Source organism: Micromonospora qiuiae (genome assembly GCF_016863555.1).
In the GTDB taxonomy this organism is placed as follows: Bacteria; Actinomycetota; Actinomycetes; order Mycobacteriales; family Micromonosporaceae; genus Micromonospora; species Micromonospora qiuiae.
Genome location: NZ_BOPC01000104.1, coordinates 1 through 23,674 on the forward strand (window position 1 = coordinate 1; position 23,674 = coordinate 23,674).

Below are 23,674 nucleotides of genomic sequence, written 5' to 3' on the forward strand. Positions count from 1 at the left end.
GGGGCGGGGCGGGGCGGGGCGGGGCGGGGCGAGGGTGGGGCGAGGGTGGGCCGGGGGCGAGGGCGGGGGGTGGGGTGTGTGGGAGGTTGAGGGGTGGGTGGAGTGGGAGGCGGGGTGGGAGGGGTGGGGGCGTTAGGGTGGCGGGGTTACGTAGACGAAGCGAGGGAGCCATCGTGCGGCCTGGTGGACAGCCGAACATGCAGCAGATGCTGAAGCAGGCGCAGAAGATGCAGCAGCAGATCGCCAAGGCGCAGGCCGAGTTGGCCGAGGCTGAGGTGACCGGCACCGCCGGCGGTGGTCTGGTAACCGCGACGGTCTCCGGCGCCGGCGAGGTCAAGAGCCTCAAGATCGACCCGAAGGCGGTCGACCCGGACGACGTGGAAACCCTGGAGGATCTGGTCGTCGCGGCCCTGCACAACGCCACCGAGGCGGCCCGCGAGCTGACCGAGCAGAAGATGGGCCCGGTCGCGGGCGGGATGGGCGGCCTCGGCCTGCCCGGGTTCTGAGCGGCAGATGTACGAGGGTGCCATCCAGGACCTGATCGACGAGCTTGGCCGGCTGCCGGGGGTGGGTCCGAAGAGCGCCCAGCGGATCGCCTTTCACGTGCTGTCCGCCGACCCGGCCGACGTGAACCGGTTGGCCGGGGCGCTGCGCAAGGTCAAGGAGCTGGTGCGGTTCTGCACCAGCTGCTACAACGTCGCCGAGTCCGACCAGTGCCGGATCTGCCGCGACCCGCGCCGCAGCGAAGAGGTGATCTGCGTGGTCGAGGAGCCGAAGGATGTGGTCGCGATCGAGCGGACCGGCGAGTTCCGCGGGCGCTACCACGTGCTCGGCGGGGCGATCAACCCGCTGGAAGGCGTCGGGCCGGACAATCTCCGTATCCGGGAGTTGCTGGCCCGCCTCGGCGGTGGCACCGTCCGCGAGCTGATCCTGGCCACCGACCCGAACACCGAGGGCGAGGCGACCGCCACCTATCTCGCGCTGATGGTGAAGCCGATGGGTATCGCCGTGACCCGACTGGCCAGCGGGCTGCCGGTCGGGGGCGACCTGGAGTACGCCGACGAGATCACTCTTGGCCGGGCCTTCGAAGGCCGTCGCGCCGTCTGACGACCCGCCTCGTGGCGGGCGATGAACACCGATCGCCCGTCACGTGAGGAGGCCGAGGTGCGGCAGGAACCGGACAACGGCCGTGGACGCCGTCGGTGCTGGCTGCCCTGCTGGTCGGTCGAAAGCCACGGTCCGTGGCCGGATGCACTCCTGCAACTGTGTCGCCGGCTCGATTTCCGGGCCCTTGGTACGGCCGTGGCCGGCTTCGAGGTGGTGCGCCTGCCCGTCGGCCCGCCCGCGCCGCCGACGACTTCGTGAGTCGATCCCTCCGGCGGGCGAGAGGTGTGACAGCGGCTCCGGACGACAGACGGGCGGGAGGTGTGACAGCGGCTCCGGCCGACCGGACGACAGATGTAACAGAATGATATCGATTAGAAGTGCTGATTTGTGCTGCTTGTCCTATAGACCAACGCTCCCCGTTGCGAGGGCCGGTCGTTAAGGACACGATCCGGTACCAAGAGCTTCCCGCGCCGTTCCGGGCCGGTCCTAACGGGAGCTAAGGTCACCGCCATCGGTGACCCTGTCACCACGTTGTCCGTACCCCATAGGACGAGGTGAAGCACCATGCGTGCATCCAGGCCGAAGGCCGCTATCGCGGCCGTGGCGGCCGCGGCCCTCGCGGTAGCAGGCTGTGCCGAAAGCGACCGCGGAGGATCCGGCGGTAGTAGCAAGGACACCCTCGTCTTCGGCGTTGCCGGAGACCCGAAGGTGCTCGACCCCAGCTTCGCCAGCGACGGCGAGTCGCTGCGCGTGGCCCGTCAGGTGTTCGAGACCCTGGTCCGCCCGGAAGATGGTGGCACCAAGGTCAGCCCCGGCCTCGCCGAGTCCTGGGAGCCGGACGCCGCGGGCACGACCTGGACGTTCAAGTTGCGTTCCGGTGTGAAGTTCCACGACGGCACGGACTTCAACGCCGAGGCGGTCTGCGTCAACTTCAACCGCTGGTACAACGCCAAGGGCCTCATGCAGAGCCCGGACGTGACCGCGTACTGGCAGGACGTCATGGGTGGCTTCGCCGCCAATGAGGACGACACTCTCCCGCCGAGCCTCTTCAAGTCCTGCACCGCCACCGACGCCACCACCGTCGCCCTGGCCTTCACCCGGGTCTCCAGCAAGATCCCGGCCGCCCTGATGCTGCCGTCCTTCGGCATCCACAGCCCCAAGGCGCTGCAGGAGTACGACGCCAGCAACGTCAGCGGTAGCGCGGACGACATCAAGTACCCCGTGTACGCGATCGAGCACCCGACCGGCACCGGTCCGTTCAAGTTCAAGTCCTGGGACGTCCCCAACAAGACGCTGACCCTGGAGCGGAACGAGGACTACTGGGGCGAGAAGGCGAAGCTGAAGAGCCTGATCTTCAAGACCATCTCGGACGAGAACGCCCGTAAGCAGGAGCTGCGCTCCGGCGGCATCCAGGGCTACGACCTGGTCGGCCCGGCCGACGTCGAGCCGCTGAAGAACGAGGGCTTCAACGTCCTCACCCGCCCGGCCTTCAACATCCTCTACCTGGCCATCAACCAGAAGGGAAACCCGAAGCTGGCCGACCTGAAGGTCCGGCAGGCGATCGCCCACGCGATCAACCGTCAGGCCCTGGTCGACTCGAAGCTGCCCCCGGGCGCCCAGGTCGCGGTGAACTTCTTCCCTGACACCGTAGAGGGCTGGAACGGCGACGTCACCAAGTACGAGTACGACGTCGACAAGGCCAAGGCGCTGCTGGCCGAGGCGGGCGCGTCGAACCTGACCCTGCGCTTCCACTACCCGACCGAGGTCACCCGGCCGTACATGCCGAACCCGAAGGATCTGTTCGAGCTGCTCTCGGCGGACCTGCAGGCGGCCGGCATCAAGATCGAGGCGATTCCGCTGAAGTGGAGCCCCGACTTCCTCAACGCCACCACTTCCGGTAACAAGCACGACCTGCACTTCCTCGGGTGGACCGGTGACTACGGCGACGGCTACAACTTCATCGGCACCTTCTTCGACCGCCAGAAGGACGAGTGGGGCTTCAACAACCCCGCCCTGTTCGAGAAGTTCAAGCAGGCGGACACCACACCGGACCCGGCGGCCCGGGTGGCGCTCTACAAGGAGCTGAACGCCGACATCATGGACTTCCTGCCGGGCGTTCCGATCTCGCACTCGCCACCGGCGATCGTGTTCGGCAAGGACGTGACCGGGGTCAAGGCGAGCCCGCTCACCGACGAGCGGTTCTCCACCGCCGAGTTCAAGTCCTGATCTGACGCACCGACCGCGGGCGGACGCTGTTACCCACAGCGTCCGCCCGCGATCCCCTGCACACCCTCGAGGCCGCCGTGATCCGGTTCATCGTCAGACGCCTGCTTCAGCTGATACCCACGCTGTTCGGGCTCTCCCTCCTGTTGTTCATCTGGCTCCGCCGGCTGCCCGGCGGCCCCGAGACCGCCATTCTCGGCGAGCGGGGTACGCCCGAGATGCGCGCCGCGATCCGCCACAACCTCGGCCTCGACGAGCCGATCCTGATTCAGTACGGCCGGTTCATCCGGCGGATGATCAGGCTCGACCTGGGCACGTCCATCGCGACCAAGCGCGAGGTGACCACCGAGTTCCTTCAGCGCTTCCCCGGCACCGTCGAGTTGACCGTCACCGCGATGGTGATCGCGGTCGGCATCGGCATCCCGCTGGGTTACCTGGCCGCCCGCCGTCGTGGCCGGTTGCTGGATCACCTCTCGGTCGGCGGCTCGCTGGTCGGCATCTGCATCCCGGTCTTCTTCCTGGCGTACATCCTCAAGGCGATTTTTTCGGAGAACCTGGGCTGGTTCCCCTCCAGCGGCCGGCAGGACCCGACCATCGGCGCGACCCGGATCACCAACTTCTTCGTCCTGGACGGACTGATGACCCGGGAGTGGGACGCCGCCGCCGACGCGCTCTGGCATCTCGTGCTGCCCGGTCTGGCGCTGGCGAGCATTCCGCTGGCGATCATCGTACGGATCACCCGGGCCAGCGTGCTGGAGGTGCTCAACGAGGACTTCGTCCGTACCGCGGAGGCCAAGGGCCTGACGGAGAACGTGGTCCGTCGCCGGCACGTGCTGCGCAACGCGATGCTGCCGGTGGCGACGTCGATCGGTCTGCTCACCGGCGGTCTGCTCTCCGGCGCGGTGCTCACCGAGACCGTCTTCGCGTTCAGCGGGATCGGTGCCTTCCTTGCCGATTCCATCAGCCAGCGCGACTACCCGGTCCTGATGGGCTTCATCATGATCATCGCGGTGGTCTACGTGCTGGTTAACCTGATCGTGGACCTCTCCTACAGCCTGATCGACCCGAGGGTGAGGGTCCGATGACGATCATCAGCGGGAAGAAGCGCGAGAAGATCGACCGCCTCGCCGAACTCGCCGCGCGCGAGGAGGAGCGGGGCGTCAGCCTCTGGCAGGACGCCTTCCGGCGGCTTCGGCGCAACCCCGCGGCCATCGTCGGCGCGGTCATCCTGACCATCTTCGTGCTGGTCGCCATCGTGGGACCGTTCTTCGTGCCGTACGGCCCGACGGACACGATGGGCATCCGCGAAGGTGTCGTCCGGGTCGGGCAGGGCCTGATCCCAGGCCACTCCGCCGAGCACTGGCTCGGCTACGACCACCAGGGCCGGGACGTCTTCAGCCGCATGATCGTCGGAGCCCGGCAGACCCTGCTGGTCGGCGTGGTGGCCACCCTGATCGGTCTGGCCGTCGGTGTTCTGATCGGCGGCGTCGCCGGTGCCGCCGCCGGCCTCGGCGGCCGTTTGGGCCGCTGGGTGGACACCACCCTGATGCGGATCATCGACATGCTGCTGGCGATGCCCGGCCTGCTGCTCGCGGTCAGTATCGCCGCGCTGCTCGGGCCGAGCCTGACCACCGTGATGATCGCGGTCGGCTTGGTCTCGGTGCCGGTCTTCGCCCGGCTGCTGCGCGGCTCGATGATCGGCCAGTCCAACAGCGACTACGTGCTGGCGGCCACCTCGCTCGGGGTACGCAAGTCGAAGATCGCGCTGGCTCACGTGCTGCCGAACTCGATCGCTCCGGTCATCGTGCAGGCCACGCTGACGTTGGCCACCGCGATCATCGAGGCCGCCGCGCTGTCGTACCTCGGTCTGGGCAACCCCGACTCGGCCGTACCCGAGTGGGGCGTGATGCTGGCCGACGCGCAGCCGTGGCTCGGCATCCGACCCGCGCTGGCCATCTACCCGGCGGTCGGGATCATCATCACCGCGCTGGGCTTCACGCTGCTGGGCGAGGCGATGCGCGAGGCCCTCGACCCGAAGCTGCGGAAGTAGGTACCCGATATGTGTGAAGCGCGAGGAGTGAGCTTGCGAGCCCCGCAGGCGCGAACCAGGGGTCGCCGGTGTGCAGCGCGAGGAGTGAGCTTGCGAGCCCGGCAGTCGCGAACGGAGAGTCGGTAGTGGCACTGCTTGAAGTGGACGACCTCTCCGTCACCTTCGCTCGACGCGGTCAACGCGCCGTGCGCGCCGTCGACGGGGTCTCGTTCTCGGTGGACGCCGGCGAGGTGGTCGGCCTGGTCGGCGAATCCGGCTGCGGCAAGTCGGTGACCTCGCTGGCCATCATGGGACTGCTGCCGAAGCAGCCCGGCCTGCGGGTGGGTGGCAGGGCGGTCTTCGACGGCACCGACCTGCTTCAGCTCGACGACCGCTCGCGGCGGGACATCCGGGGCCGGGACATCGCGATGATCTTCCAGGACCCGCTGTCGTCGCTCAACCCGGTGCTTCCGATCGGCCTTCAGGTGACCGAGGTGCTGACCCGGCACCGTGGCATGAAGGGCGACGCGGCGGCGAAGGAGGCGGCCCGGCTGCTCGACCGGGTCGGCATTCCCGACCCGAAGCGCCGGCTCAAGGAGTACCCGCACCAACTCTCCGGCGGGATGCGCCAGCGCGCCCTGATCGCCATGGCGGTGGCCTGCCAGCCTCGGCTGCTGATCGCCGACGAACCCACCACGGCGCTGGACGTCACCATTCAGGCACAGATCCTGGAACTGCTGAAGGACCTGGTCCGCGACTCCGGAACCGCGCTGGTGATGATCACGCACGATCTGGGCGTGGTGGCCGGCATGTGCGACTCGATCAACGTGCTGTACGGCGGCCGGGTGGTGGAGACGGCACGGCGGCGCCCGCTGTTCCGCGAGCCGAGGCACCCGTACACCGTGGGGTTGCTCGGCTCGGTGCCGCGCCTGGACGCGGGGCGCGGCGAGCGGCTCAACCCCATCCCCGGCTCGGTGCGTGACCTGTTGCCCTGGCCGGACGGCTGCGCCTTCGCGCCGCGCTGTAGCCGACGGGTGGACGCCTGCGTGGGCGAACCGCCGCAGCTGGTGCTCGCCCACGACGGCCGCAGCTACCGCTGCGTCAACCCGGCCCCGGTGCCCGCGCCGCGCGAGGAGGAGAAGCGATGACCGACAGCGACATCCTCGTCGAGGTACGGGACCTGAAGGTGCACTTCCCGATCAAGCGGGGAGTGCTGTTCGACCGTACGGTCGGCCACGTCAAGGCGGTCGACGGGGTGAGCTTGAGTATCGGGCGCGGCAGAACGTATGGCCTGGTGGGTGAGTCGGGTTGCGGCAAGTCCACACTTGGGCGGGCGTTGCTCCAGCTCACTCCGCCCACGACCGGTGAGGTGAGCTTCGACGGCGTGGAACTGACCACGCTGCCGCCGGGCAAGCTGCGCGCGATGCGCAAGCGGATGCAGATGATTTTCCAGGATCCGATGTCCAGCCTCGACCCGCGGCAGAACGTCGAGTCGATCCTCACCGAGGGCCTGCAGACGCACGGCATCGGCGGCAACCGGGACGAGCGCCGGAAGATCATCGCCGAGACGCTGGACAAGGTGGGTCTGCCCCGATGGGCGCTCTCCCGCTATCCGCACGAGTTCTCCGGCGGCCAGCGGCAGCGCATCGGCATCGCCCGCGCACTGGTGCTGGGGCCTGAGCTGATCGTCGCCGACGAACCGGTCTCCGCCCTGGACGTGTCGATCCAGGCCCAGGTGATCAATCTGCTCGACGAGCTACAGGACAACCTCGGCCTGACCTACCTCGTGATCGCGCACGACCTCGCGGTGGTCCGGCACATCTCCGACACCGTCGGCGTGATGTATCTGGGTGGGCTGGTCGAGGAGGCGCCGAGCGACCGCCTCTACCGGGAGCCGTTGCATCCGTACACCCGGGCGTTGATGTCGGCGGTGCCGGTGCCGGACCCGGATGTGGAGGACCGACGGGAGCGCATTCTGCTCGCCGGAGACCTGCCCTCACCGGCCAACCCGCCGTCGGGATGCCGATTCCACACCCGGTGCCCGTGGGCGCAGCCGACCCGCTGCGCCGACGAGCGGCCGGCGCTGCGGGAGGTCGGCGGCAGCCGGGTCGCCTGCCACTACGCCGAGCAGATCGCCGGCGGCGAGCTGCGCCCGCACAAGGTGCAGGTGGAGATCGTCCGCCCGGAGGGCGAGGGCGAGAAACCCGGCGTGGTTTCCGCCCCCACCGAACCCGGCTCCTTCGTGTAAGAAAGGGCACCTTATTAACGCCTGCGGTAGAGGAAGGGCCCCCTTTTAACACACGTACCGCCGACGCCCAGGAAAAATGCTCAGCCCTCGGGGCGGTTCAGCAGGCCCACCGCGATGGTGTGCACCGCGTCCAGTCCGGCGGGGTCACTGAGCGACGCCGTGCCGCCGGTCACTACGTACCACTCGTCGGCGTCCTTGTATTGCACGCGGAGAGTGACCTGGCCGTCGGCGAATTCGGTGCGCAGCGTCAGCTCGCCGGTGACCACGCCGACCTCGTCGGTCATCACTCCGCCCGGCCCAGGCACGATGTCGGTGGTCCGGCTCTGCGAACCGGTGGCACCCCCGGCGTCGGCCGTCATCCCGGCACCCGGCACCTCCACCTCGTTGGCGGCGGCGCCGTCGGCGATCATTCCGGCCGTGGCGGGGCCGGGCGGGCTGCCGGTCGCCGCCGCGGCCTGCTCCCCGTCGGCGTCCGGCGCCTGCTCGGGCGCGGGCGTGCCGTCAGGTCCGGTTACGGCTTGCTCTCCCATGTGCAGCCCTCCAACATGTCGGTCAGCGCGGCCTTCTCGGCGTTGGTCACCGTCAGCTGCCAGTGATGCTTCACCGCCACCCAGTCGCCGGCATACTGGCACCAGTATGAGCGGTTCGGTGGTTTCCACTGGGACGGATCCTGATCACCCTTTGCCCGATTGGAGGACGCGGAAACCGCGAAGAGCTGCGGCCGGTCCAGGTCGTTGGCGAAGTCACCACGCTTCGAGTCGTCCCACTCGTCGGCACCCGAGCGCCAGGCGTTGGCGAGCGGAACCATGTGGTCGATATCCACGCTGGACGGGTCAGTGAAGCTGCGTCCGTCGTAGACGCTCTCCCACCGGCCGCCCACCACGTTGCAGCCGGAGTGCTTGATGTCCTTGCCATCGCGCTCCAACACGGTGTCCCGCACGTCGCAGTTCTTGCCGGTCTTGCGCCAGTGCGGGAACCGGCTGCGGCTGTAGCCGCGCATCGATCCGGCCTCGGCTACGGTGAGCTGAGAGAGCATCTGGGTGGCGGAGCCGCCGCCGCTGGGCGACGGCTCCGGCTCCTCTTCCAAGGGGACGCAACCGGCCACGCCGAGGGCCAGCGCCGCGACAAGCGCGAGCGCCCCCAGGGCGCGTGGTCCTGATCTGGTACGCAAAGACGACACCTCTCCAGCTTGCGGGCTTGCGGCGATCCCGCACAGTACCCGGGCGAGGTTTCGGCGTTTCGTGGTGTCCGGCACATGCCGCACGGCAGATTGGAAACCATGTCCGAACGAGCCTCCGCTGTCCGGATGGGAACCGCCGCCGGGCGTGGCACACTGGCCGCCGCCGTACTCGCCTCCGGCATGGTCTTCCTGGACAGCACCGTGGTCAACGTGGCGCTGCCCCGACTCGGCGCCGAGCTCGGCGCCTCCGTCGCAGGCCTACAGTGGACGGTCAACGGCTACCTGCTCACGCTCGCGGCGTTCGTGCTGCTCGGCGGAGCGCTCGGCGACCGCTTCGGCCGACGGCGGATCTTCCTGATCGGAGTCGTCTGGTTCACGGTCGCCTCGGTGCTCTGTGGGCTGGCCCTGCGTACCGACTGGTTGGTGGCCGCGCGCTTCCTCCAGGGTGCCGGCGGGGCCCTGCTGACCCCGGGCTCGCTGTCGCTGCTGCAATCCACCTTCCACCCCGACGACCGGGCGAAGGCGATCGGGGCCTGGTCGGGCCTGTCCGGGGTCTCCACCGCGCTCGGCCCGTTCGTCGGCGGCTGGCTGATCGACGCGCTCTCCTGGCGGTGGATCTTCTTCCTGAACGTGCCGCTGGCCGGGCTCGTGCTGTTGGCCTCCGTGCGGTGGGTGCCGGAGAGCCGGGACGTGAGCGCGACCCGTACCCAGGGACCGGGTCGACAGCCGCGTCGCTTCGACGTGGCCGGCGCGCTGCTCGGCGCGTTCGCGCTGGCCGGTGTCACGTACGCCTTGGTCGACGCGCCCGGCCGGGGCCTGACATCGCCGCCGATAGCGTTCGCAGCCGTGGTCGCGGTGGTCGCCACGGTGGTGTTCGTGGTCGTGGAGCGGCGCCGGGGCGAGACCGCGATGCTGCCCACCGAACTGTTCGGCAGCCGACTGTTCTCGGTGCTGAACGTCTTCACCGTGCTGGTCTACGCCGCGCTCGGCGGGTTCACCTTCTTCTTCGCCGTCTATCTTCAGAACGTGGTCGGCTGGTCGGCGTTCCGTACCGGTCTGGCCCTGCTGCCGATGACCGTACTGCTGCTGGTCGGCTCGCCCGGTGCCGGTGCACTGTCGGCCAAGATCGGGCCACGGCTGCTGCTGACGGTCGGGCCAGTGCTGGCTGCCGCCGGTCTGCTGCTGCTGCGCGAGGTCGGACCGGGCGCGTCGTACTGGCGTCAGGTGCTTCCCGGCGTGGCACTGTTCGGTGCCGGGCTGACCATGGTGGTGGCCCCACTGACCGCCTCCGTGCTGGCCGCCGTCGCCGACCGCTTCGCCGGGGTGGCGAGCGGCTTCAACAACGCCGCCTCCCGGGTCGGTGGCCTGCTGGCGGTGGCCGCTCTGCCGCTGCTGGTCGGGCTTTCCGGCACCGGGTACGAGCAACGCGGCGAACTGACCGTCGCGTACCGGGGGGCCCTGCTCTGGTGCGCCGGGCTGCTGCTGGTGGGCGCGGCGATCGCCGCCCTGCTCGTACACCGGCCGGCGCGTCGGTCACCACCGACCTGATCCGGTCGAGTCGATGCCCGCCGGTAGTCGGTAGTCGGTAGCCGATAGGAAGGGCCCCTTTTTAACAGCTCGCTGTTAAAAAGGGGCCCTTCCTATGCACTAGGCGTTAAAAGGGTGCCCTTCCTTACCCCTCAGCGCGGTTGATGGCGCTGGTGACGGCCTTGATGGAGGCGGTGACGATGTTGGCGTCCACGCCGACGCCCCAGACCGTACGGTCCCCGATCTGGCACTCGACGTACGCGGCGGCCTGGGCGTCCCCTCCGGAGGAGAGCGCGTGCTCGTGATAGTCGAGTACGCGGACGTTCGTGCCGGCTGAGGCGAGCGCGTTGACATATGCGTCGATGGGACCGTTGCCGATGGCGGTGACGGTGCGGGGTGCGCCGGTGACGCCGATCTGTGCGGTGATTTCGACCTTGCCGTCGGCGGTGCCGATGGCGTAGTCGGCCAGGGTGATCGTCGGGGCGCTCTGGTGGTCGAGCAGATAGTGGCGGGCGAAGATCTGCCACATGGTGGCCGGGTCGACCTCGCCGCCGTCGTGATCGGTGACCTGCTGGACCACGCCGGAGAACTCGATCTGGAGTCGGCGGGGCAGGTCGAGCTGGTGTTCGGTCTTCATGATGTACGCGACGCCGCCCTTGCCGGACTGCGAGTTGACCCGGATCACCGCCTCGTAGCTGCGGCCCACGTCCTTCGGGTCGATTGGCAGGTAGGGCACCGCCCAGGTGAACTCGTCGACCGGCACGTTGGCCGCGGCCGCGTCGGCGGCGAGTGCGGTGAAGCCCTTGTTGATGGCGTCCTGGTGGGAGCCGGAGAAAGCGGTGTAGACCAGGTCGCCGGCGTACGGGTGGCGCTCGTGCACGGGCAACTGGTTGCAGTACTCCACGGCCCGCTTGATCTCGTCGATGTCGGAGAAGTCGATCATTGGGTCGATGCCCTGGGAGAAGAGGTTCAGCCCCAGCGTCACCAGGTCGACGTTGCCGGTGCGCTCGCCGTTGCCGAAGAGGCAGCCCTCGATCCGGTCCGCGCCGGCCAGCAGCCCCAGTTCGGCGGCGGCCACCCCGGTGCCCCGGTCGTTGTGCGGATGCAGGCTGAGCACCAGGCTCTCCCGGCGGGGCAGGTGCCGGTGCATCCACTCGATCGAGTCGGCGTACACGTTCGGCATGGCCATCTCGACAGTCGCCGGCAGGTTGACGATCAGCTTGCGGTCCGGGGTCGGGTCGACCACCTCGATGACCTTCGCGCAGACCTCCAGCGCGTACTCCAGTTCGGTGCCGGTGTACGACTCCGGCGAGTACTCGTAGTGGATCTCAGTGTCCGGGGTGTGGATCTCTGCATACTTCTGGCAGAGCCGGGCCCCGGTGGTGGCGATGTCGGCGATGCCGTCGCGGTCCAGCCCGAACACCACCCGACGTTGCAGAGTGGAGGTGGAGTTGTAGAAGTGCACGATCGCGCGGCGGGCCCCGTGCAGCGACTCGAAGGTCCGGTCGATGAGGTGCTCCCGGCACTGGGTCAGCACCTGGATCGTGACGTCCTCGGGAATCAGATCCTGCTCGATCAGCTGGCGGACGAAGTCGTAGTCGGTCTGGCTGGCCGACGGGAAGCCGACCTCGATCTCCTTGTAGCCCATCTGGACCAGGAGCTGGAACATCCGGCGCTTGCGCTCCGGCGACATCGGGTCGATCAGCGCCTGGTTGCCGTCGCGCAGGTCGACCGCGCACCAGCGCGGAGCGGCCTCGACCTGGCGAGCGGGCCAGGTGCGGTCCGGCAGGTCGATCCGGAACTGCTGGTGGTACGGCTGGTACCGGCGGTACGGCATCCGGCTGGGACGCTGCCGGGCGATGGGATCGGACTCAACGTCGGTGGTGCCGGCTGGGTGAGCCATGGCGAAATTCTCCTGTGGTCATGTGACGTCAGCAGTGCTTCGGCAGCGGTGCCGAGCGGAAGGATCCGGGACAGTGCTGGCGGCGCGGTTCGACTCCGCGACGAGGTGCCGGCCGTCAGGCCTCGTCGCGGCGACCAAGGAGGAGGCGCGCCTTCCACATGACAGGGTGACCCTACGTGGTGGGATGGGTTCCGGGAAGGCGGGTCCGGGAATTGAGACGGATTTCGCACCCTTCGGTCACTGCTTCATATCGACGCAGCTCAGCACGAGTTCGTCCAGGGGGCGCCGGTGACGTAACGCTGTTTCGTCGGCGACCAGGTCGGCCGGCAGGCTCAGCGGATCGCCCAGTTGCCCGACCGCCATCACCACGTACGGTTGCAGATTGTCGGGCAGGTCGAGGTCGGCGGCCAGGCCGGCGTGGTCCAGGTCGGTCACCTGGCGTACGTGCAGCCCGAGCGCGGTGGCCTGCACGGTCAGGTGGGCCACCGCCTGGCCCAGGTCGTAGGTGGCGAACGGGTGACCGACCCGGGGGTACGCGGCGAGCAGCAGGACGCTGGCCCGACCGGCCCAGCGCTGGTCGGCGGGGGGCAGGTTGACCAGGATCCGTTTGAAGGTGTCGTCGTCGCGGTGCCCGAGCGCGAACCGCCAGGGTTGCCGATTGTCGATCGAGGGCGCCCACCGGGCCGCCTCCAACAGCGTTGCCGCCTCGGGCCGGGTCAGTTCGGCGCCCGGATCGAAGGACCGCGGACTCCAGCGGAAGGCAAGCAGCGGGGTGAGGTCCGTCATGCCACAAAGCATCCCGTATGGGCGATTTGCCGGCTCGATCAGGGTGCCGAGATGTGGGCAACAACACCCGTAACGCGACGCTCCTCAGGCCGTTCCCGTGGCGTCGTCCCCCGGCGGCGTCTGATCGCCGGGCACGTCGGCCGGTGCCTCCGGTTCGACGGGCGGTGCGGTCATGTCGAGCGGCTCTCCCTCGATCACCGGCCCGGCCAGTTGCACCGTGGCCGGGGCGGGTTCCGGTGGCGCGGCCAGTGCCAGCGTGCCGAAAGCCGCACGCACGGCGGTGGGGGTGCCGTCGGCGTCGAAGCAGTAGATCCCCACGTCCAGCGGCGGGTTGATGGACGCCGCGGTGGTTTCCACCGAGTAGCAGGTGCCGGTCGCCTCGGGCGGCGCTGCGGCGGGTGAGACGGACAGTGGGGCACGCCGGTCGGTCAGCACGTCCAGCCAGTCGGTGAACGGATGCTGCACCCGGGGGTCGAGGCGGCGTGGCAGGGTGTCGTCCCGCTCACCGAGGCGTACGCAGCTCGCCGGCTCCGGTCGGGTCGCCGAGGGCAGCGCGCACTGGAACAGCCCGTCGGCCGTCGCGGCGAGCGAGATGTCCGCCGCGCCGCCGAGCGCACCCCCCGGCACGTCCACCCGCCAGCTGCCGTCGTTGCCGCTGGTCACCGTGATCACGCGATCGCTGGCCCCGTCGACCCGCAAGGTGTAGCGGGCGACCAGGTGCCGGTCCTGGGCGGCGGCGGCGAGCGCGGCCAACTCGTCGCGCGCCGCGTCCATTCCGACCGGCCGGGGGGCGCTGCTCGGCGGCGGCTCGGCGGGCGGGTCGGCGGAGCAGCCGGCGAACAGGACGGGCAGGGCGAGCAGAAGCGGGGCGGCCAGGGCGGGCGCGAGTGAAGCGGGCAGGCGCCGGGCGGGACGGTGGTCGTACACCCGGCCATTCTCGGCGTTGTGGGCCGCCTCCGGACACCCCTCGCGAACGTCGGTGTTTCCGGCGTGTCGCAGGCCGTTGCGTTCACCGCGGGCCGGATCGTGGGATCACCTGACCCGGTGGTCAGACCGGCCCGATACCCTGAGATCGTCCGACCCGCGCCGCCGGCCCCGGTGCCGGCGGCGTCGGCACGCTCAGGCAACCGGGAGGGAGTGCACTTCGTGGCACTCGTGGTGCAGAAGTACGGCGGATCCTCCGTCGCCACCGCCGAGCGCATCAAGCGGGTGGCCGAGCGGATCGTCGCGGCCCGCAAAGCCGGCGACGACGTGGTGGTCGTGGTCTCGGCGATGGGCGACACCACCGACGAGCTGCTCGATCTGGCCAACCAGGTCAGCCCGCTGCCGCCCGGGCGGGAGCTGGACATGCTCCTCACCGCCGGGGAGCGGATCTCCATGGCGCTGCTCGCCATGGCGATCCACAACCTGGGGTACGAGGCCCGCTCCTTCACCGGTTCGCAGGCGGGCGTGATAACGACCTCGGTGCACGGCAGGGCGCGGATCATGGACGTCACCCCGGGGCGGCTCAAGGGCGCGCTGGACGAGGGTGCGGTGGTCATCGTCGCCGGCTTCCAGGGCGTCTCGCAGGACACCAAAGACATCACCACCCTGGGGCGTGGTGGTTCGGACACCACCGCCGTGGCGCTGGCCGCCGCGCTTCGGGCGGACGTGTGCGAGATCTACACCGACGTGGACGGCGTGTTCACCGCCGACCCGCGGATCGTCCCGGACGCCCGGCACATCAAGCAGATCACCTACGAGGAGATGCTGGAGCTGGCCGCCTGCGGTGCGAAGGTGCTGCACCTGCGCAGCGTGGAATACGCCCGCCGGGCGGAGTTGCCGATCCACGTCCGCTCGTCATACTCGACCAACACCGGCACCATGGTCATCGGATCGATGGAGGACCTTCCTGTGGAGCAAGCACTGATCACCGGGGTGGCCCACGACCGCAGCGAGGCCAAGATCACCATCGTCGGGGTGCCCGACGAGCCGGGTGCCGCCGCGCGGATCTTCGAGACCGCTGCGGGTGCCGAGATCAACATCGACATGATCGTGCAGAACATCTCCACCGAGGGCACCGGCCGCACGGACATCTCCTTCACCCTGCCGAAGGCCGACGGCCCCACCGCGATGACGGCGCTCAGCAAGATCCAGGAGACGGTCAACTTCAAGGGCCTGCTCTACGACGACCACGTCGGCAAGGTCTCGCTGATCGGCGCCGGGATGCGGTCGCACCCGGGGGTGGCCGCCGCTTTCTTCGCGGCGCTCGGTCAGGCCGGCGTGAACATCGAGATGATTTCCACCTCGGAGATCCGGGTGTCCGTGGTCTGCCGGGACTCCGACCTCGACGCGGCGGTCCGCGCGATCCACGAGGCGTTCGACCTCGGTGGTGACGGCGAAGCGGTGGTGTACGCGGGGACAGGGCGGTAGCCAGGGTGGCCAGGCTGCCCACCCTGGCCGTGCTCGGGGCGACGGGAGCCGTCGGCACGGTGATGTGTGAGCTGCTCACCGGGCGTCGCAATGTCTGGGGCGAGATCCGTCTGCTCGCCTCCGAGCGGTCGGTCGGGCGGAAGGTGCGGTGCCGGGGCGAGGAACTGACCGTCCAGGCGTTGACCGAGGATGCACTCGACGGGGTGGACGTCGCCATGTTCGACGTCCCGGACGAGGTCGCCCGGCACTGGGCACCGATCGCGGTGCGGCGGGGCGCGATCGTGGTGGACAACTCGGCTGCCTTCCGGATGGACCGGGACGTCCCCCTCGTGGTGCCGGAGATCAATCCCGAACAGGTGGCGAACCGGCCGCGTGGCATCGTCGCCAGCGCGAACTGCACCACCCTCACGATGATCATTGCGGTCGCCCCACTGCATGACGAGTACGGCCTGCGTGAGCTGGTGCTCGCCTCGTACCAGGCGGTCTCCGGAGCGGGCCAGGCCGGCGCGGACACCCTGCACGACCAACTGGCCAAGGTGGCCGGCGATCGGATGCTCGGCGCGCGCACCGGCGACGTGCGGCAGGCGGTCGGTGACGACCTCGGCCCGTTCCCCGCCCCGCTGGCGCTCAACGTGGTGCCGTGGGCCGGCTCGCTGACCGACGGCGGCTGGTCTTCCGAGGAGATGAAGCTACGCGACGAGTCGCGCAAGATTCTCGGGATGCCCGACCTCAAGATCTCCGCCACCTGCGTCCGGGTGCCGGTGTTGACCGGGCATTCGGTCGCCGCGCACGCCGTCTTCGCCACCGAGATCGACGTCGAAGGCGCCCGTGAGGTGTTGCGCAACGCACCCGGGGTGATCGTGGTCGACGACCCGGCGGCCGGCGAGTTCCCGATGCCCATTGACGCGGTCGGCACGGATCCGTCCTGGGTCGGCCGGATCCGGCGTACCCTCGACGACCCCCGCGCACTGGACTTCTTCGTCACCGGCGACAACCTCCGCAAGGGTGCCGCCCTCAACATCGTGCAGGTCGCCGAACTCCTCGCCGAAGACCTCACCCGCCCCTGACCACCACACCCCGTGACCTGACCTCCTGGCAAACGGGCCGGTCAGGCAGCGGAGAGGTGGACGCCGTCGCGGCCCTGCCGTTTGACGGCGTAGAGGGCCTGGTCGGCGCGGCGCAGGGTCAGCTCGGGCGACTCGCCCGGCCGGGGGAGCGCGACGCCGACGCTGATCGTACGGCCGATCCGGCGGGCCGCCTCGGCGAGCCGTTCGGCGACCCGGACAGCCTCGTCGGGCCGGCTCACCTCGATCACCGCGACGAACTCGTCGCCGCCGATCCGGTACAACTCGTCCCCCTGGCGCAGCGCGCCCTCCAGGGCCCGGGCCAGACCGATGAGCACCCGGTCACCCGCCTGATGGCCGTACATGTCGTTGACGCGCTTGAAGCCGTCCACGTCGATCGCCAGCAGCGCGGTGCGTCCCGGGATCGCGTTGGCGATCCGCTGCCCGAACGGGCCGGTGTGCCGCAGCCCGGTGAGCGGGTCGGAGGCGGCCTGTTCGCGGAGCCGCTCCAGGGTGCGCAGCCGGTCCAGGCAGCTCCACGCCTGGCCGGCGAGCAGTTCCATCAGGTTGACCGTGGCGGGATCCGGTCGCCGCAGCCGCTCGTCGGCGACCAGCAGTACCCCGCCCTCGTCGGTCGGGCCGATCGGGACCGCCACCAGCGTGCGTACGCCGGCCCGGACCAGTGGCTCGTGCTCGACGGTGGGCGGATGGCCGGCCTCGCCGAGGGTGTAACCGGCGCCGTACCGATGAACCCGCTCGACGATACGTCGCAGCGCCTGCGGCCCCGCCTCGGTCAACTCGGCGCGCAGCCGGGCCTCCAACTCGCCGGGAGTCACCGGTGGGGTGGCGAGTCGTGGGTTGTCTCGGCCACCGATCACCAGGACGGCCGCGGCCAGGGCCGACACGTCCCGGGCCGCCCGGATCGCGGCGGAGAGCAGCTCCCGCTCGGTGCTGGCGGCGGTCATCCCCGCGGCGTGCCGCAGCAGCTTCTCGCCACGACCCTCGGTCGGGCCGCCGAGTGCCACGATCCGGGCACCGAGGCGAGCGGCGACCCGCTCGGCGATGGCCCGCCACGATGCGAGGTCGGCCGGGGTGATCCACTGCAGGTCGAGTACGCCGACCGGACGGCCCGCCGGGTCCAGCACCGGTACGCACACCTCGGCGATGACGTCCGGGCGTACCGGAATGTGGTCGGGGTCGGCGGCGACGTCCGGGACGATGGCCGACCGGCCCACGGTGTGCACCCGGCCGACGATCCCGGCGTCCGGTGCGACGGTGGCGAAGACCTGCCAGGAGCCGGTGGCGGCGACGCAGCGGAGCCGGCCGTTCACATGCAGCAGAACGGCGATGGTCGCGGGGGTGAACCGGGCGAGGGCGTCGACCGTCGCCTGACACACCTCGGCGACGGTCGACGCCAGGGGCAGGCGGGCCGTGACGTCACGGACGATTTGCTGATGATCCACTCGCACGTCGTTCCAGGTCGGGGGCGGTTCCGGCCGGTGCCGGGTCGCCGATCAAGCGTACTCAGCGGTCAGATCGGGCACCTTCGTACACATGTGCTATCCACAGGGTGTGGACGCCGCCTGCGCCGGACACGGTCTAGCGTGGGAATTCGCTACGAGTGGAGGCCCGATGCTCATCGCTCACCTCAGCGATCCACACGTGACCACCGGCGTGCTCGGCGCCGAGCCGGCCGCCGGGCTGCACCGCGCGCTCGGCCGGGCGCTGGCGCTGAACCCCCGCCCCGACTGCGTGGTGATCACCGGTGACCTGGCCGCTCACGGCCGCCCCGACGAGTACGCCGTGCTGCGTGAGGTGATCGGCCGGTTCCCGCTGCCGGTGCACCTGGTCACCGGCAACCACGACGACCGGGAGTCGCTGCTGGACGCCTTCGGTGGCACGCCGTGGCTGGGCGGCGGTTTCTCCGCGTACTACCAGGTCGATCATCCCGAGGCGACCCTGGTGGTGCTCGACTCCCTCGTGCCCGGGACGGACGGCGGGCGGCTCGGCGACGAACAGCTCGGCTGGCTCGACCGGGTGCTAGCCGCGCGGCCCGAGGTGCCGGCCGTCATCTGCCTGCACCATCCGCCGGTCGAGGTCGGCATCCCGGCGATGGACGCGATCCGGCTCGCTGACGGCGACGCGCTCGCCGAGGTGCTGCGCCGACACCCCCACGTGGTACGCGTCGCCGCCGGCCACCTGCACCGCTCGGTGACCGCCGCCTTCGCCGGCACGGTGCTCACCGTCGCGCCGAGCACCTGGCGGCAGGTCGCTCTGACCATGCGCGACGACGAGTCCGTCGACTGGCTTGCCGAGCCCACCGCGCTGCTGCTGCACCGGCTGACCGGCGACGGGTGCGTCACCCACACCGTGCAGGTCAGCCACACCGCCGGACCGACCCGCGGGTTCTGATCCAGGATCCACCAGCGGTTGGTGGAGCTTCATCCGATACCGGAGATGCCCGTTCGGGCCAACGATCATCGACGTGCGTCGAGCGGTGAAACACGGACCGGTCGATCGAAACGACCGGCCGGACCCTCGGCGGACGCTGGCCGGCTCTAATCGGCGGCGTGGTCCTCGCAAGCGTTCACGTTGGCGGTTCGCATCGTTAATCTCCCTCCGTCACGCGCTGGCGTGACCGGTCCGCGCCGGTATTCCGGCGCCCACAGTGGGGGTAGCAACCATGACGAGAAGACTCATCGGGTTCGTGTCCGCGTTCGTCGTCGCGATGGGTGGTGCACTGGTGGTGGCCGCTCCGGCGCAGGCCGCCACCCCGGCCATTGAGATCACGAAGGTCTACTACGACTCGCCGGGGGTGGACAACCGCTCGAACGCCAGCCTCAACGCGGAGTACGTGAAGCTGACCAACCGGCGTGCCCGCACCATCAACCTGAAGAACTGGACGCTGCGGGACAAGGCCAACCACGTCTACAAGTTCACCGGCAACGTCAAGCTCGCCAAAGGCAAGAGCCTGGTCATCCGTACCGGCAAGGGCACGAACACCGCCAGCACCCGCTACTGGGGGTCGGGCAATTACGTCTGGAACAACACCGGCGACACCGCGTACCTGCGCAACGCCAGCGGCAAGCTGATCGACAAGTGCGCCTGGACCAAGAAGGGCAAGGGCTACACCACCTGCTGACGGTGTAAGGAAGGGCCCCTTGTTAACGGATTTTGCATAGGAAGGGCCCCCTCTTAACAAGAGGGGGCCCGCCTTTCGCGCCCGCCCTAGGCTGGCGCCATGCGACGACCACGGCGCAGAGCAGTGCTGATCGGCCTCGGGGTCCTCGTCTGGCTCGTGGCCGGCATCGGCCTCTGGTCCGGCTGGCCGGACAAGACGGTGTCAGCAATCATGATCGGTGCCGGCTTCCTGCTGTACGGCCCAGGCATCGTCAGCGCGTGGCGCGAGCGGCAGTCGAAGCCACCGGAGCCGGCAGAGCGAGTGCTGCGGCACTATCCCAGTTGGTGGTGAGCGCCCGGTTTCAGCCCTCGATTGGCGGGCGGTCGCTGTTGAGGTGGAAGGCGCGCTCCTCGGCCTCCTGGCGGGCCGCGATGAAGTCGCGCTGCCAGTCCTGTGCGTCGTCCGGAATGCGCGCGACCACATGCTCACTGTGTATCCGGCCGTCCGCGTCGGTCAGGGCGACCCCGACGACGGTATGCCCGCGCCCCGGTATGGCGTAGTGACGCACCGCCCAGCGGGCGGCCGTCTGAAGGGCATGGCGGCGGCGTCGGGCGCCGGCCGCCACGACCATGGTGACCAGCAGGAGAGCGGTCAGCACGACGATGAAGCCGGCCAGGAACGCGATGATCCGCACCCGCCCGAGGCTACCGGGCATCGGGCCACCGCGCACCGTGCGGAGCCGTCGATGGGCAGCCCAGAACGCATTCAGGGCCGGTCTCCGTCACCGGAGGACCAGCCCTGAATGCACTGTTGCACCTGGTCGGGGTGGCCGGATTCGAACCGCCGATTCTTCGTCCCGAACTGTTGGCAGGCCGGTCGGATCGGGTGTCGTGCGAGGTCACTCGGCCTGCTGACGCTCGTCGCGGTCGAGTTCGGCCGGCACGGTTGCTGTATTCCGCTGCTGTACTTCAGCGTCTGCCGCTGGAGCTCCGCACACCGGGCATCGCCTCACCTGCCGAGCCGGGTTGCGGAGGGTGTGCCGGGCGGTGAGGGTCAGCCGGTTGCGGATCTGGGCCAGGGACAGGAATGGCGCGGTCATCGCTCACACCAGCCCGAGGCTGAGGGCCAGTTCACCGATCATCGCTGGAGCCTTTGGACCAGGGGCGACCTGGGCGAGGACGTCCCGGCCCGCCGGCCGTCGGCGTACCTCGTACGGTGCCAGGATCTCCGCGTCGAGCAGCACGCGGGCCGCGTTGCCGGGATCGTCGGTCTGGAGGTACGCGCGGGCGGCGTCGATCAGGTGCGCGGCCCGATGCTCCACCGGCAACAATCGCCACCCGTCCCGCCGGACCGCCTGCTTGTGCCGGGTGATCGCCGCCGACCCGTCGCCCCACTCCACGGCGGCAGCGCACCGCGCCAGCTCCACCGCCGTTGGTCCAAACGCGGTCCGGTGATGGTCGTGCCCGTCGCCCACCCGGGCCGCCATCTCGGCGGCCTCGTCCAACAGGTCGCCGCTTGCGCGTTCGTCACCGCACCGGGCCGCGACCAACCCGGCCTGCACCAACAACGCCCCACACAGCGACAACTCCTGTGGGGAGCCGGCGCCAAGATCCGAAGGAGCGATCCGGTACGCGGCGGTCAGCAGCACCGACCGCGCCCGCGCCGAGGACCGCAACACCTGGCCGAGTTGCACCGCCGCAGCAGCCACCAGCACCCGGTCACCCGTCGCGGCAGCCATCGCCCGATCGGCGGCCAGCCAGGCCAGATCCGTCTCGTCCAGCTTCACCAGCAGCGCCGCCGTCACCCGGTACGCCTCCACCACCAGCCGGCCAGCCGTCGGATCCCGGGCGTAGGTGCGCTGCACATCGCGCAGCAGGCTCGGTAGCAGCTCGACCACCTTTGGATACCGGGCGTGCTGGTAGGCGGTCCACGCGTACCCGACGTGCCGGGCAACACGATCGGGTGAAAGCACCGGCGCCGGACGCTCACGCATCACCTCGTACGCCGACAACGCCCCTCGGATTCGCGCGATCTCCTCGCTGTCGCCGACCGCGTTGGCGGGCTGGGCGTCACGACCGAGCAGCGTCGCGGCGTCGACCCGTAGAACGGCGGCAATGTCCCGGATGGTCGACACCCGCTCCAGGGATCGGACCCCACGCTCGACCTTGTCGACCCAACTCTTCGACTTGCCCAACCGGTCGGCGAGGGACTGCTGCGACAATCGTCGCCGCGCCCGCAGATACGCGACCCGCCGACCGATCGGCACCCGGTCACCGTTCACGACGACGCCATGGCCGATCCGGCACCGCCCGAGTCGTCTCCTCGACCGGTATCCGTTCCGCCTCAGCCTGGGCAAGGATTCGCTGCTTCGCGGCCTCCCGCTCGGCTGCCTGAATCTGCTCGCCTCGGCTCTCAGACGAAGAGTTCTCGCTCATGCCCACCTCCGCTGGTAGGGGCGCGGCGACGTGCTCTGGAAGGCGCAACACCGCCCGCCGCGTCCCGTAAGCGACAAGTTACGGTCAGTCGCGAGGTGGGCCGGGTAAGGTTCCTACCCCTGAAATCAGGAGACGAGTCCAACCCTGGCCGCGAGGTCACGCGCGTCATCTCGGGTGGAACGCGGCCCGTCGAGCAGATCCAAGGTGATCTGACGGGCGTACCCGTTGAAGCGGATCGTCTCCGGAGCCGACTCGTACGCCCGCCGCAGCGTCGCCACGGCCGCTTCCTTGTCGTCCTTGCCGTAGTGCGCCCGCGCGACCTCGATGAGATGGCGTGCCCGACGTGGCCTCGACGGGATCGCCGCCGCGTCATGGCGACGGGCCTGCCGCACCGCCTCACCGGACTTCTGCAACTCCACCGCCACCGTCACCGCGTGAGCGCCCATGATGACCCGCGAAAACGACGTCTGCGGCTGGTAGAAACCCTGCGGCAGGCGCTGAGCCACCTGATCCGCACGGTCCCAGTACCGCCAGGCTCGCCCTTCCTCACCGGCACGGGCAGCCGTGTACGCGGCCTCGAAGTTCAGCGCGCCCCACAGCGCCAGCAGATTCGTGCTCCCGTCGGCCGCCCGCGGCTCCAGAGCCGACAACACGTCCAGCGTCACCACCATCGCGGTGTCCCAATCCCCGGCGTCCCGATGCACCTGACACAGAAACCACCCCGCACACGCAATCGCCTCCGGATCACCGGACTCCTGCGCCGCCACCATCGCCCGATCCGCCACCCGCCACAGCAACTCGGCAGCAGGCTGGTACGCGATGAACATCTGCGCCACCCCGAGCGTCTCCGCCAACAGCGCTTGTGCCTGCCGCCGCTCATCACCCTCGTACGCCAACACGGCGCGCTGCCCGTCGCGCAGCAACCCCGGCAACAACCCGCCCAGCACCGTACGGTGATCCGACGCCTGATGCCGCGCCCGCCACGCCACCGCAAGCCGCTCCCGCAGCCTGGACAACGACTCGACCGGAGCATCGCCGGAGAATCCGACACGGTTTACGGCATCCCGGACCGACCCCAGCGCCGGATGCTCCGGCCCGTTGACGACAGCAGAGCGGTCACCAAGCTCCCCAGCCAGGGCAGAAACATCGATCTTCAGGGCACGCGCGATCCGATCCAGCATGTGAATGCGTGGCGGAAGGATTCGATCCGTCTCCACCGCCTTGACCCACTCGGCGCTACGCCCCACCAACCCACCGAGCACCGCCCGAGTCTTCCCGGACCGCTCCCGGTAAACCTTCAACCGCTGCCCGAACGTCAACTCCGGCAAAGAATCCACCCGGAACCTCCTCGGATAGCGCGGGACGCACCACCGGCCCAACGGCCGCAATCACGCCCAACGCTACCGATCCGCTAGCCGCCCCATAACCCCTCACACGCCGGCGACTCCTGGTCCTGGCAGCACCCGACCTCTCGCTTGTAAGTTCTGGCGCGCCGTCCGGCAGGTCCGCCCACGTCTGTGACCTCAGACAGTTGTCCGCGCTTGGCAGCCAGCGGCTGCCCTCGTCCCGACCAGTTGCGATCAGCGCTGCTGTCACACACGATTTAGAGCGATCGGCAATAGGACGGTGGCCACCTTGG

Annotated in this window: 23 protein-coding genes and 1 pseudogene; 14 read left to right on the top strand and 10 right to left on the bottom strand. The window is 69.6% G+C overall.

The window, feature by feature from the left end; all coding sequences use genetic code 11:
* The first annotated feature begins 197 nt into the window (after window positions 1–197).
* The 8 genes from Vqi01_RS27150 to Vqi01_RS27185 all read left to right on the top strand — a co-directional run bounded on the left by Vqi01_RS27150 (window position 198) and on the right by Vqi01_RS27185 (window position 7,607).
* Complete coding sequence (locus Vqi01_RS27150) at window positions 198–506, top strand: YbaB/EbfC family nucleoid-associated protein (RefSeq protein ID WP_239098705.1); 309 nt, start codon at window positions 198–200, stop codon at window positions 504–506.
* A 7-nt stretch (window positions 507–513) separates the two neighbouring features.
* A complete protein-coding gene (recR, locus tag Vqi01_RS27155; RefSeq protein WP_204037982.1) occupies window positions 514–1,107 on the top strand; it encodes a recombination mediator RecR in 594 nt (197 codons plus the stop codon).
* 21 nt (window positions 1,108–1,128) lie between these two features.
* Entirely contained in the window at window positions 1,129–1,365 is a 237-nt protein-coding gene (locus Vqi01_RS27160; protein ID WP_204037983.1) for a hypothetical protein, read from the top strand.
* 306 nt (window positions 1,366–1,671) lie between these two features.
* Window positions 1,672–3,333 (top strand): ABC transporter substrate-binding protein, encoded by a 1,662-nt coding sequence (locus tag Vqi01_RS27165; protein WP_204037984.1) that lies wholly within the window; start codon window positions 1,672–1,674, stop codon window positions 3,331–3,333.
* Window positions 3,334–3,410: 77 nt separating this feature from the next.
* Window positions 3,411–4,415: an ABC transporter permease gene (locus Vqi01_RS27170; protein WP_204037985.1), complete on the top strand. Its 1,005-nt coding sequence runs from the start codon at window positions 3,411–3,413 to the stop codon at window positions 4,413–4,415.
* Window positions 4,412–5,380, top strand: a complete 969-nt coding sequence (locus Vqi01_RS27175) for an ABC transporter permease (RefSeq protein WP_204037986.1) — start codon at window positions 4,412–4,414, stop codon at window positions 5,378–5,380. The genes Vqi01_RS27170 and Vqi01_RS27175 overlap by 4 nt, the downstream gene beginning before the upstream one ends.
* A gap of 125 nt (window positions 5,381–5,505) precedes the next feature.
* The gene (locus Vqi01_RS27180; RefSeq protein ID WP_204037987.1) at window positions 5,506–6,507 is read left to right on the top strand and encodes an ABC transporter ATP-binding protein; all 1,002 of its coding nucleotides are present in this window, start codon (window positions 5,506–5,508) and stop codon (window positions 6,505–6,507) included.
* Window positions 6,504–7,607, top strand: a complete 1,104-nt coding sequence (locus Vqi01_RS27185) for an ABC transporter ATP-binding protein (protein ID WP_204037988.1) — start codon at window positions 6,504–6,506, stop codon at window positions 7,605–7,607. Before Vqi01_RS27180 ends, Vqi01_RS27185 begins: the two co-directional genes overlap by 4 nt.
* Window positions 7,608–7,687: 80 nt before the next feature.
* Here the strand turns inward: Vqi01_RS27185 and Vqi01_RS27190 are convergent, their stop codons facing one another.
* A complete protein-coding gene (locus Vqi01_RS27190; protein ID WP_204037989.1) occupies window positions 7,688–8,137 on the bottom strand; it encodes a hypothetical protein in 450 nt (149 codons plus the stop codon).
* Window positions 8,119–8,778: an HNH endonuclease family protein gene (locus Vqi01_RS27195; RefSeq protein WP_204037990.1), complete on the bottom strand. Its 660-nt coding sequence runs from the start codon at window positions 8,776–8,778 to the stop codon at window positions 8,119–8,121. The genes Vqi01_RS27190 and Vqi01_RS27195 overlap by 19 nt, the downstream gene beginning before the upstream one ends.
* A 108-nt stretch (window positions 8,779–8,886) precedes the next feature.
* Here Vqi01_RS27195 and Vqi01_RS27200 point away from each other — a divergent pair.
* Window positions 8,887–10,369: pseudogene (locus Vqi01_RS27200) on the top strand (MFS transporter).
* A gap of 90 nt (window positions 10,370–10,459) precedes the next feature.
* Here Vqi01_RS27200 and leuA read toward each other — a convergent pair.
* The 3 genes from leuA to Vqi01_RS27215 form a co-directional block, all read right to left on the bottom strand.
* Complete coding sequence (gene leuA, locus Vqi01_RS27205; RefSeq protein WP_204037992.1) at window positions 10,460–12,217, bottom strand: 2-isopropylmalate synthase; 1,758 nt, start codon at window positions 12,215–12,217, stop codon at window positions 10,460–10,462.
* A 237-nt stretch (window positions 12,218–12,454) separates the two neighbouring features.
* On the bottom strand, window positions 12,455–13,003 hold the full coding sequence (locus Vqi01_RS27210) for a nitroreductase family protein (RefSeq protein WP_204037993.1): 549 nt from the start codon (window positions 13,001–13,003) through the stop codon (window positions 12,455–12,457).
* 84 nt (window positions 13,004–13,087) lie between these two features.
* Window positions 13,088–13,930 (bottom strand): hypothetical protein, encoded by an 843-nt coding sequence (locus Vqi01_RS27215; protein ID WP_239098703.1) that lies wholly within the window; start codon window positions 13,928–13,930, stop codon window positions 13,088–13,090.
* A 219-nt stretch (window positions 13,931–14,149) separates the two neighbouring features.
* On the opposite strand from Vqi01_RS27215, the gene Vqi01_RS27220 reads away from it, so the two are divergent.
* Window positions 14,150–15,415 (top strand): aspartate kinase, encoded by a 1,266-nt coding sequence (locus Vqi01_RS27220; protein ID WP_204037994.1) that lies wholly within the window; start codon window positions 14,150–14,152, stop codon window positions 15,413–15,415.
* A 5-nt stretch (window positions 15,416–15,420) separates the two neighbouring features.
* Window positions 15,421–16,482 carry an aspartate-semialdehyde dehydrogenase gene (locus tag Vqi01_RS27225; protein WP_204037995.1) on the top strand — a complete coding sequence of 354 codons (1,062 nt, stop codon included), beginning with the start codon at window positions 15,421–15,423 and terminating at the stop codon, window positions 16,480–16,482.
* A 41-nt stretch (window positions 16,483–16,523) separates the two neighbouring features.
* Here Vqi01_RS27225 and Vqi01_RS27230 read toward each other — a convergent pair whose 3' ends face one another.
* Window positions 16,524–17,942, bottom strand: coding sequence for a GGDEF domain-containing protein (locus Vqi01_RS27230; RefSeq protein WP_204037996.1), 1,419 nt, complete (start codon window positions 17,940–17,942; stop codon window positions 16,524–16,526).
* Window positions 17,943–18,111: 169 nt separating this feature from the next.
* Here Vqi01_RS27230 and Vqi01_RS27235 point away from each other — a divergent pair, with 169 nt between their 5' ends.
* The 3 genes from Vqi01_RS27235 to Vqi01_RS27245 all read left to right on the top strand — a co-directional run bounded on the left by Vqi01_RS27235 (window position 18,112) and on the right by Vqi01_RS27245 (window position 19,951).
* Window positions 18,112–18,891: a phosphodiesterase gene (locus Vqi01_RS27235; protein ID WP_204037997.1), complete on the top strand. Its 780-nt coding sequence runs from the start codon at window positions 18,112–18,114 to the stop codon at window positions 18,889–18,891.
* A gap of 271 nt (window positions 18,892–19,162) precedes the next feature.
* Window positions 19,163–19,621 (top strand): lamin tail domain-containing protein, encoded by a 459-nt coding sequence (locus tag Vqi01_RS27240; RefSeq protein WP_204037998.1) that lies wholly within the window; start codon window positions 19,163–19,165, stop codon window positions 19,619–19,621.
* Window positions 19,622–19,720: 99 nt separating this feature from the next.
* Window positions 19,721–19,951, top strand: a complete 231-nt coding sequence (locus tag Vqi01_RS27245) for a hypothetical protein (RefSeq protein ID WP_204037999.1) — start codon at window positions 19,721–19,723, stop codon at window positions 19,949–19,951.
* Between the two features lie 10 nt (window positions 19,952–19,961).
* Here the strand turns inward: Vqi01_RS27245 and Vqi01_RS27250 are convergent, their stop codons facing one another.
* The 4 genes from Vqi01_RS27250 to Vqi01_RS27265 form a co-directional block, all read right to left on the bottom strand.
* Window positions 19,962–20,315: a hypothetical protein gene (locus Vqi01_RS27250; RefSeq protein ID WP_204038000.1), complete on the bottom strand. Its 354-nt coding sequence runs from the start codon at window positions 20,313–20,315 to the stop codon at window positions 19,962–19,964.
* A gap of 183 nt (window positions 20,316–20,498) precedes the next feature.
* Window positions 20,499–20,699 (bottom strand): hypothetical protein, encoded by a 201-nt coding sequence (locus Vqi01_RS27255; RefSeq protein WP_204038001.1) that lies wholly within the window; start codon window positions 20,697–20,699, stop codon window positions 20,499–20,501.
* 3 nt (window positions 20,700–20,702) lie between these two features.
* Window positions 20,703–21,881: a helix-turn-helix domain-containing protein gene (locus Vqi01_RS27260; RefSeq protein ID WP_239098704.1), complete on the bottom strand. Its 1,179-nt coding sequence runs from the start codon at window positions 21,879–21,881 to the stop codon at window positions 20,703–20,705.
* Window positions 21,882–22,160: 279 nt separating this feature from the next.
* Window positions 22,161–23,372 carry a helix-turn-helix domain-containing protein gene (locus Vqi01_RS27265; RefSeq protein WP_204038002.1) on the bottom strand — a complete coding sequence of 404 codons (1,212 nt, stop codon included), beginning with the start codon at window positions 23,370–23,372 and terminating at the stop codon, window positions 22,161–22,163.
* Between the last annotated feature and the right edge of the window lie 302 nt (window positions 23,373–23,674).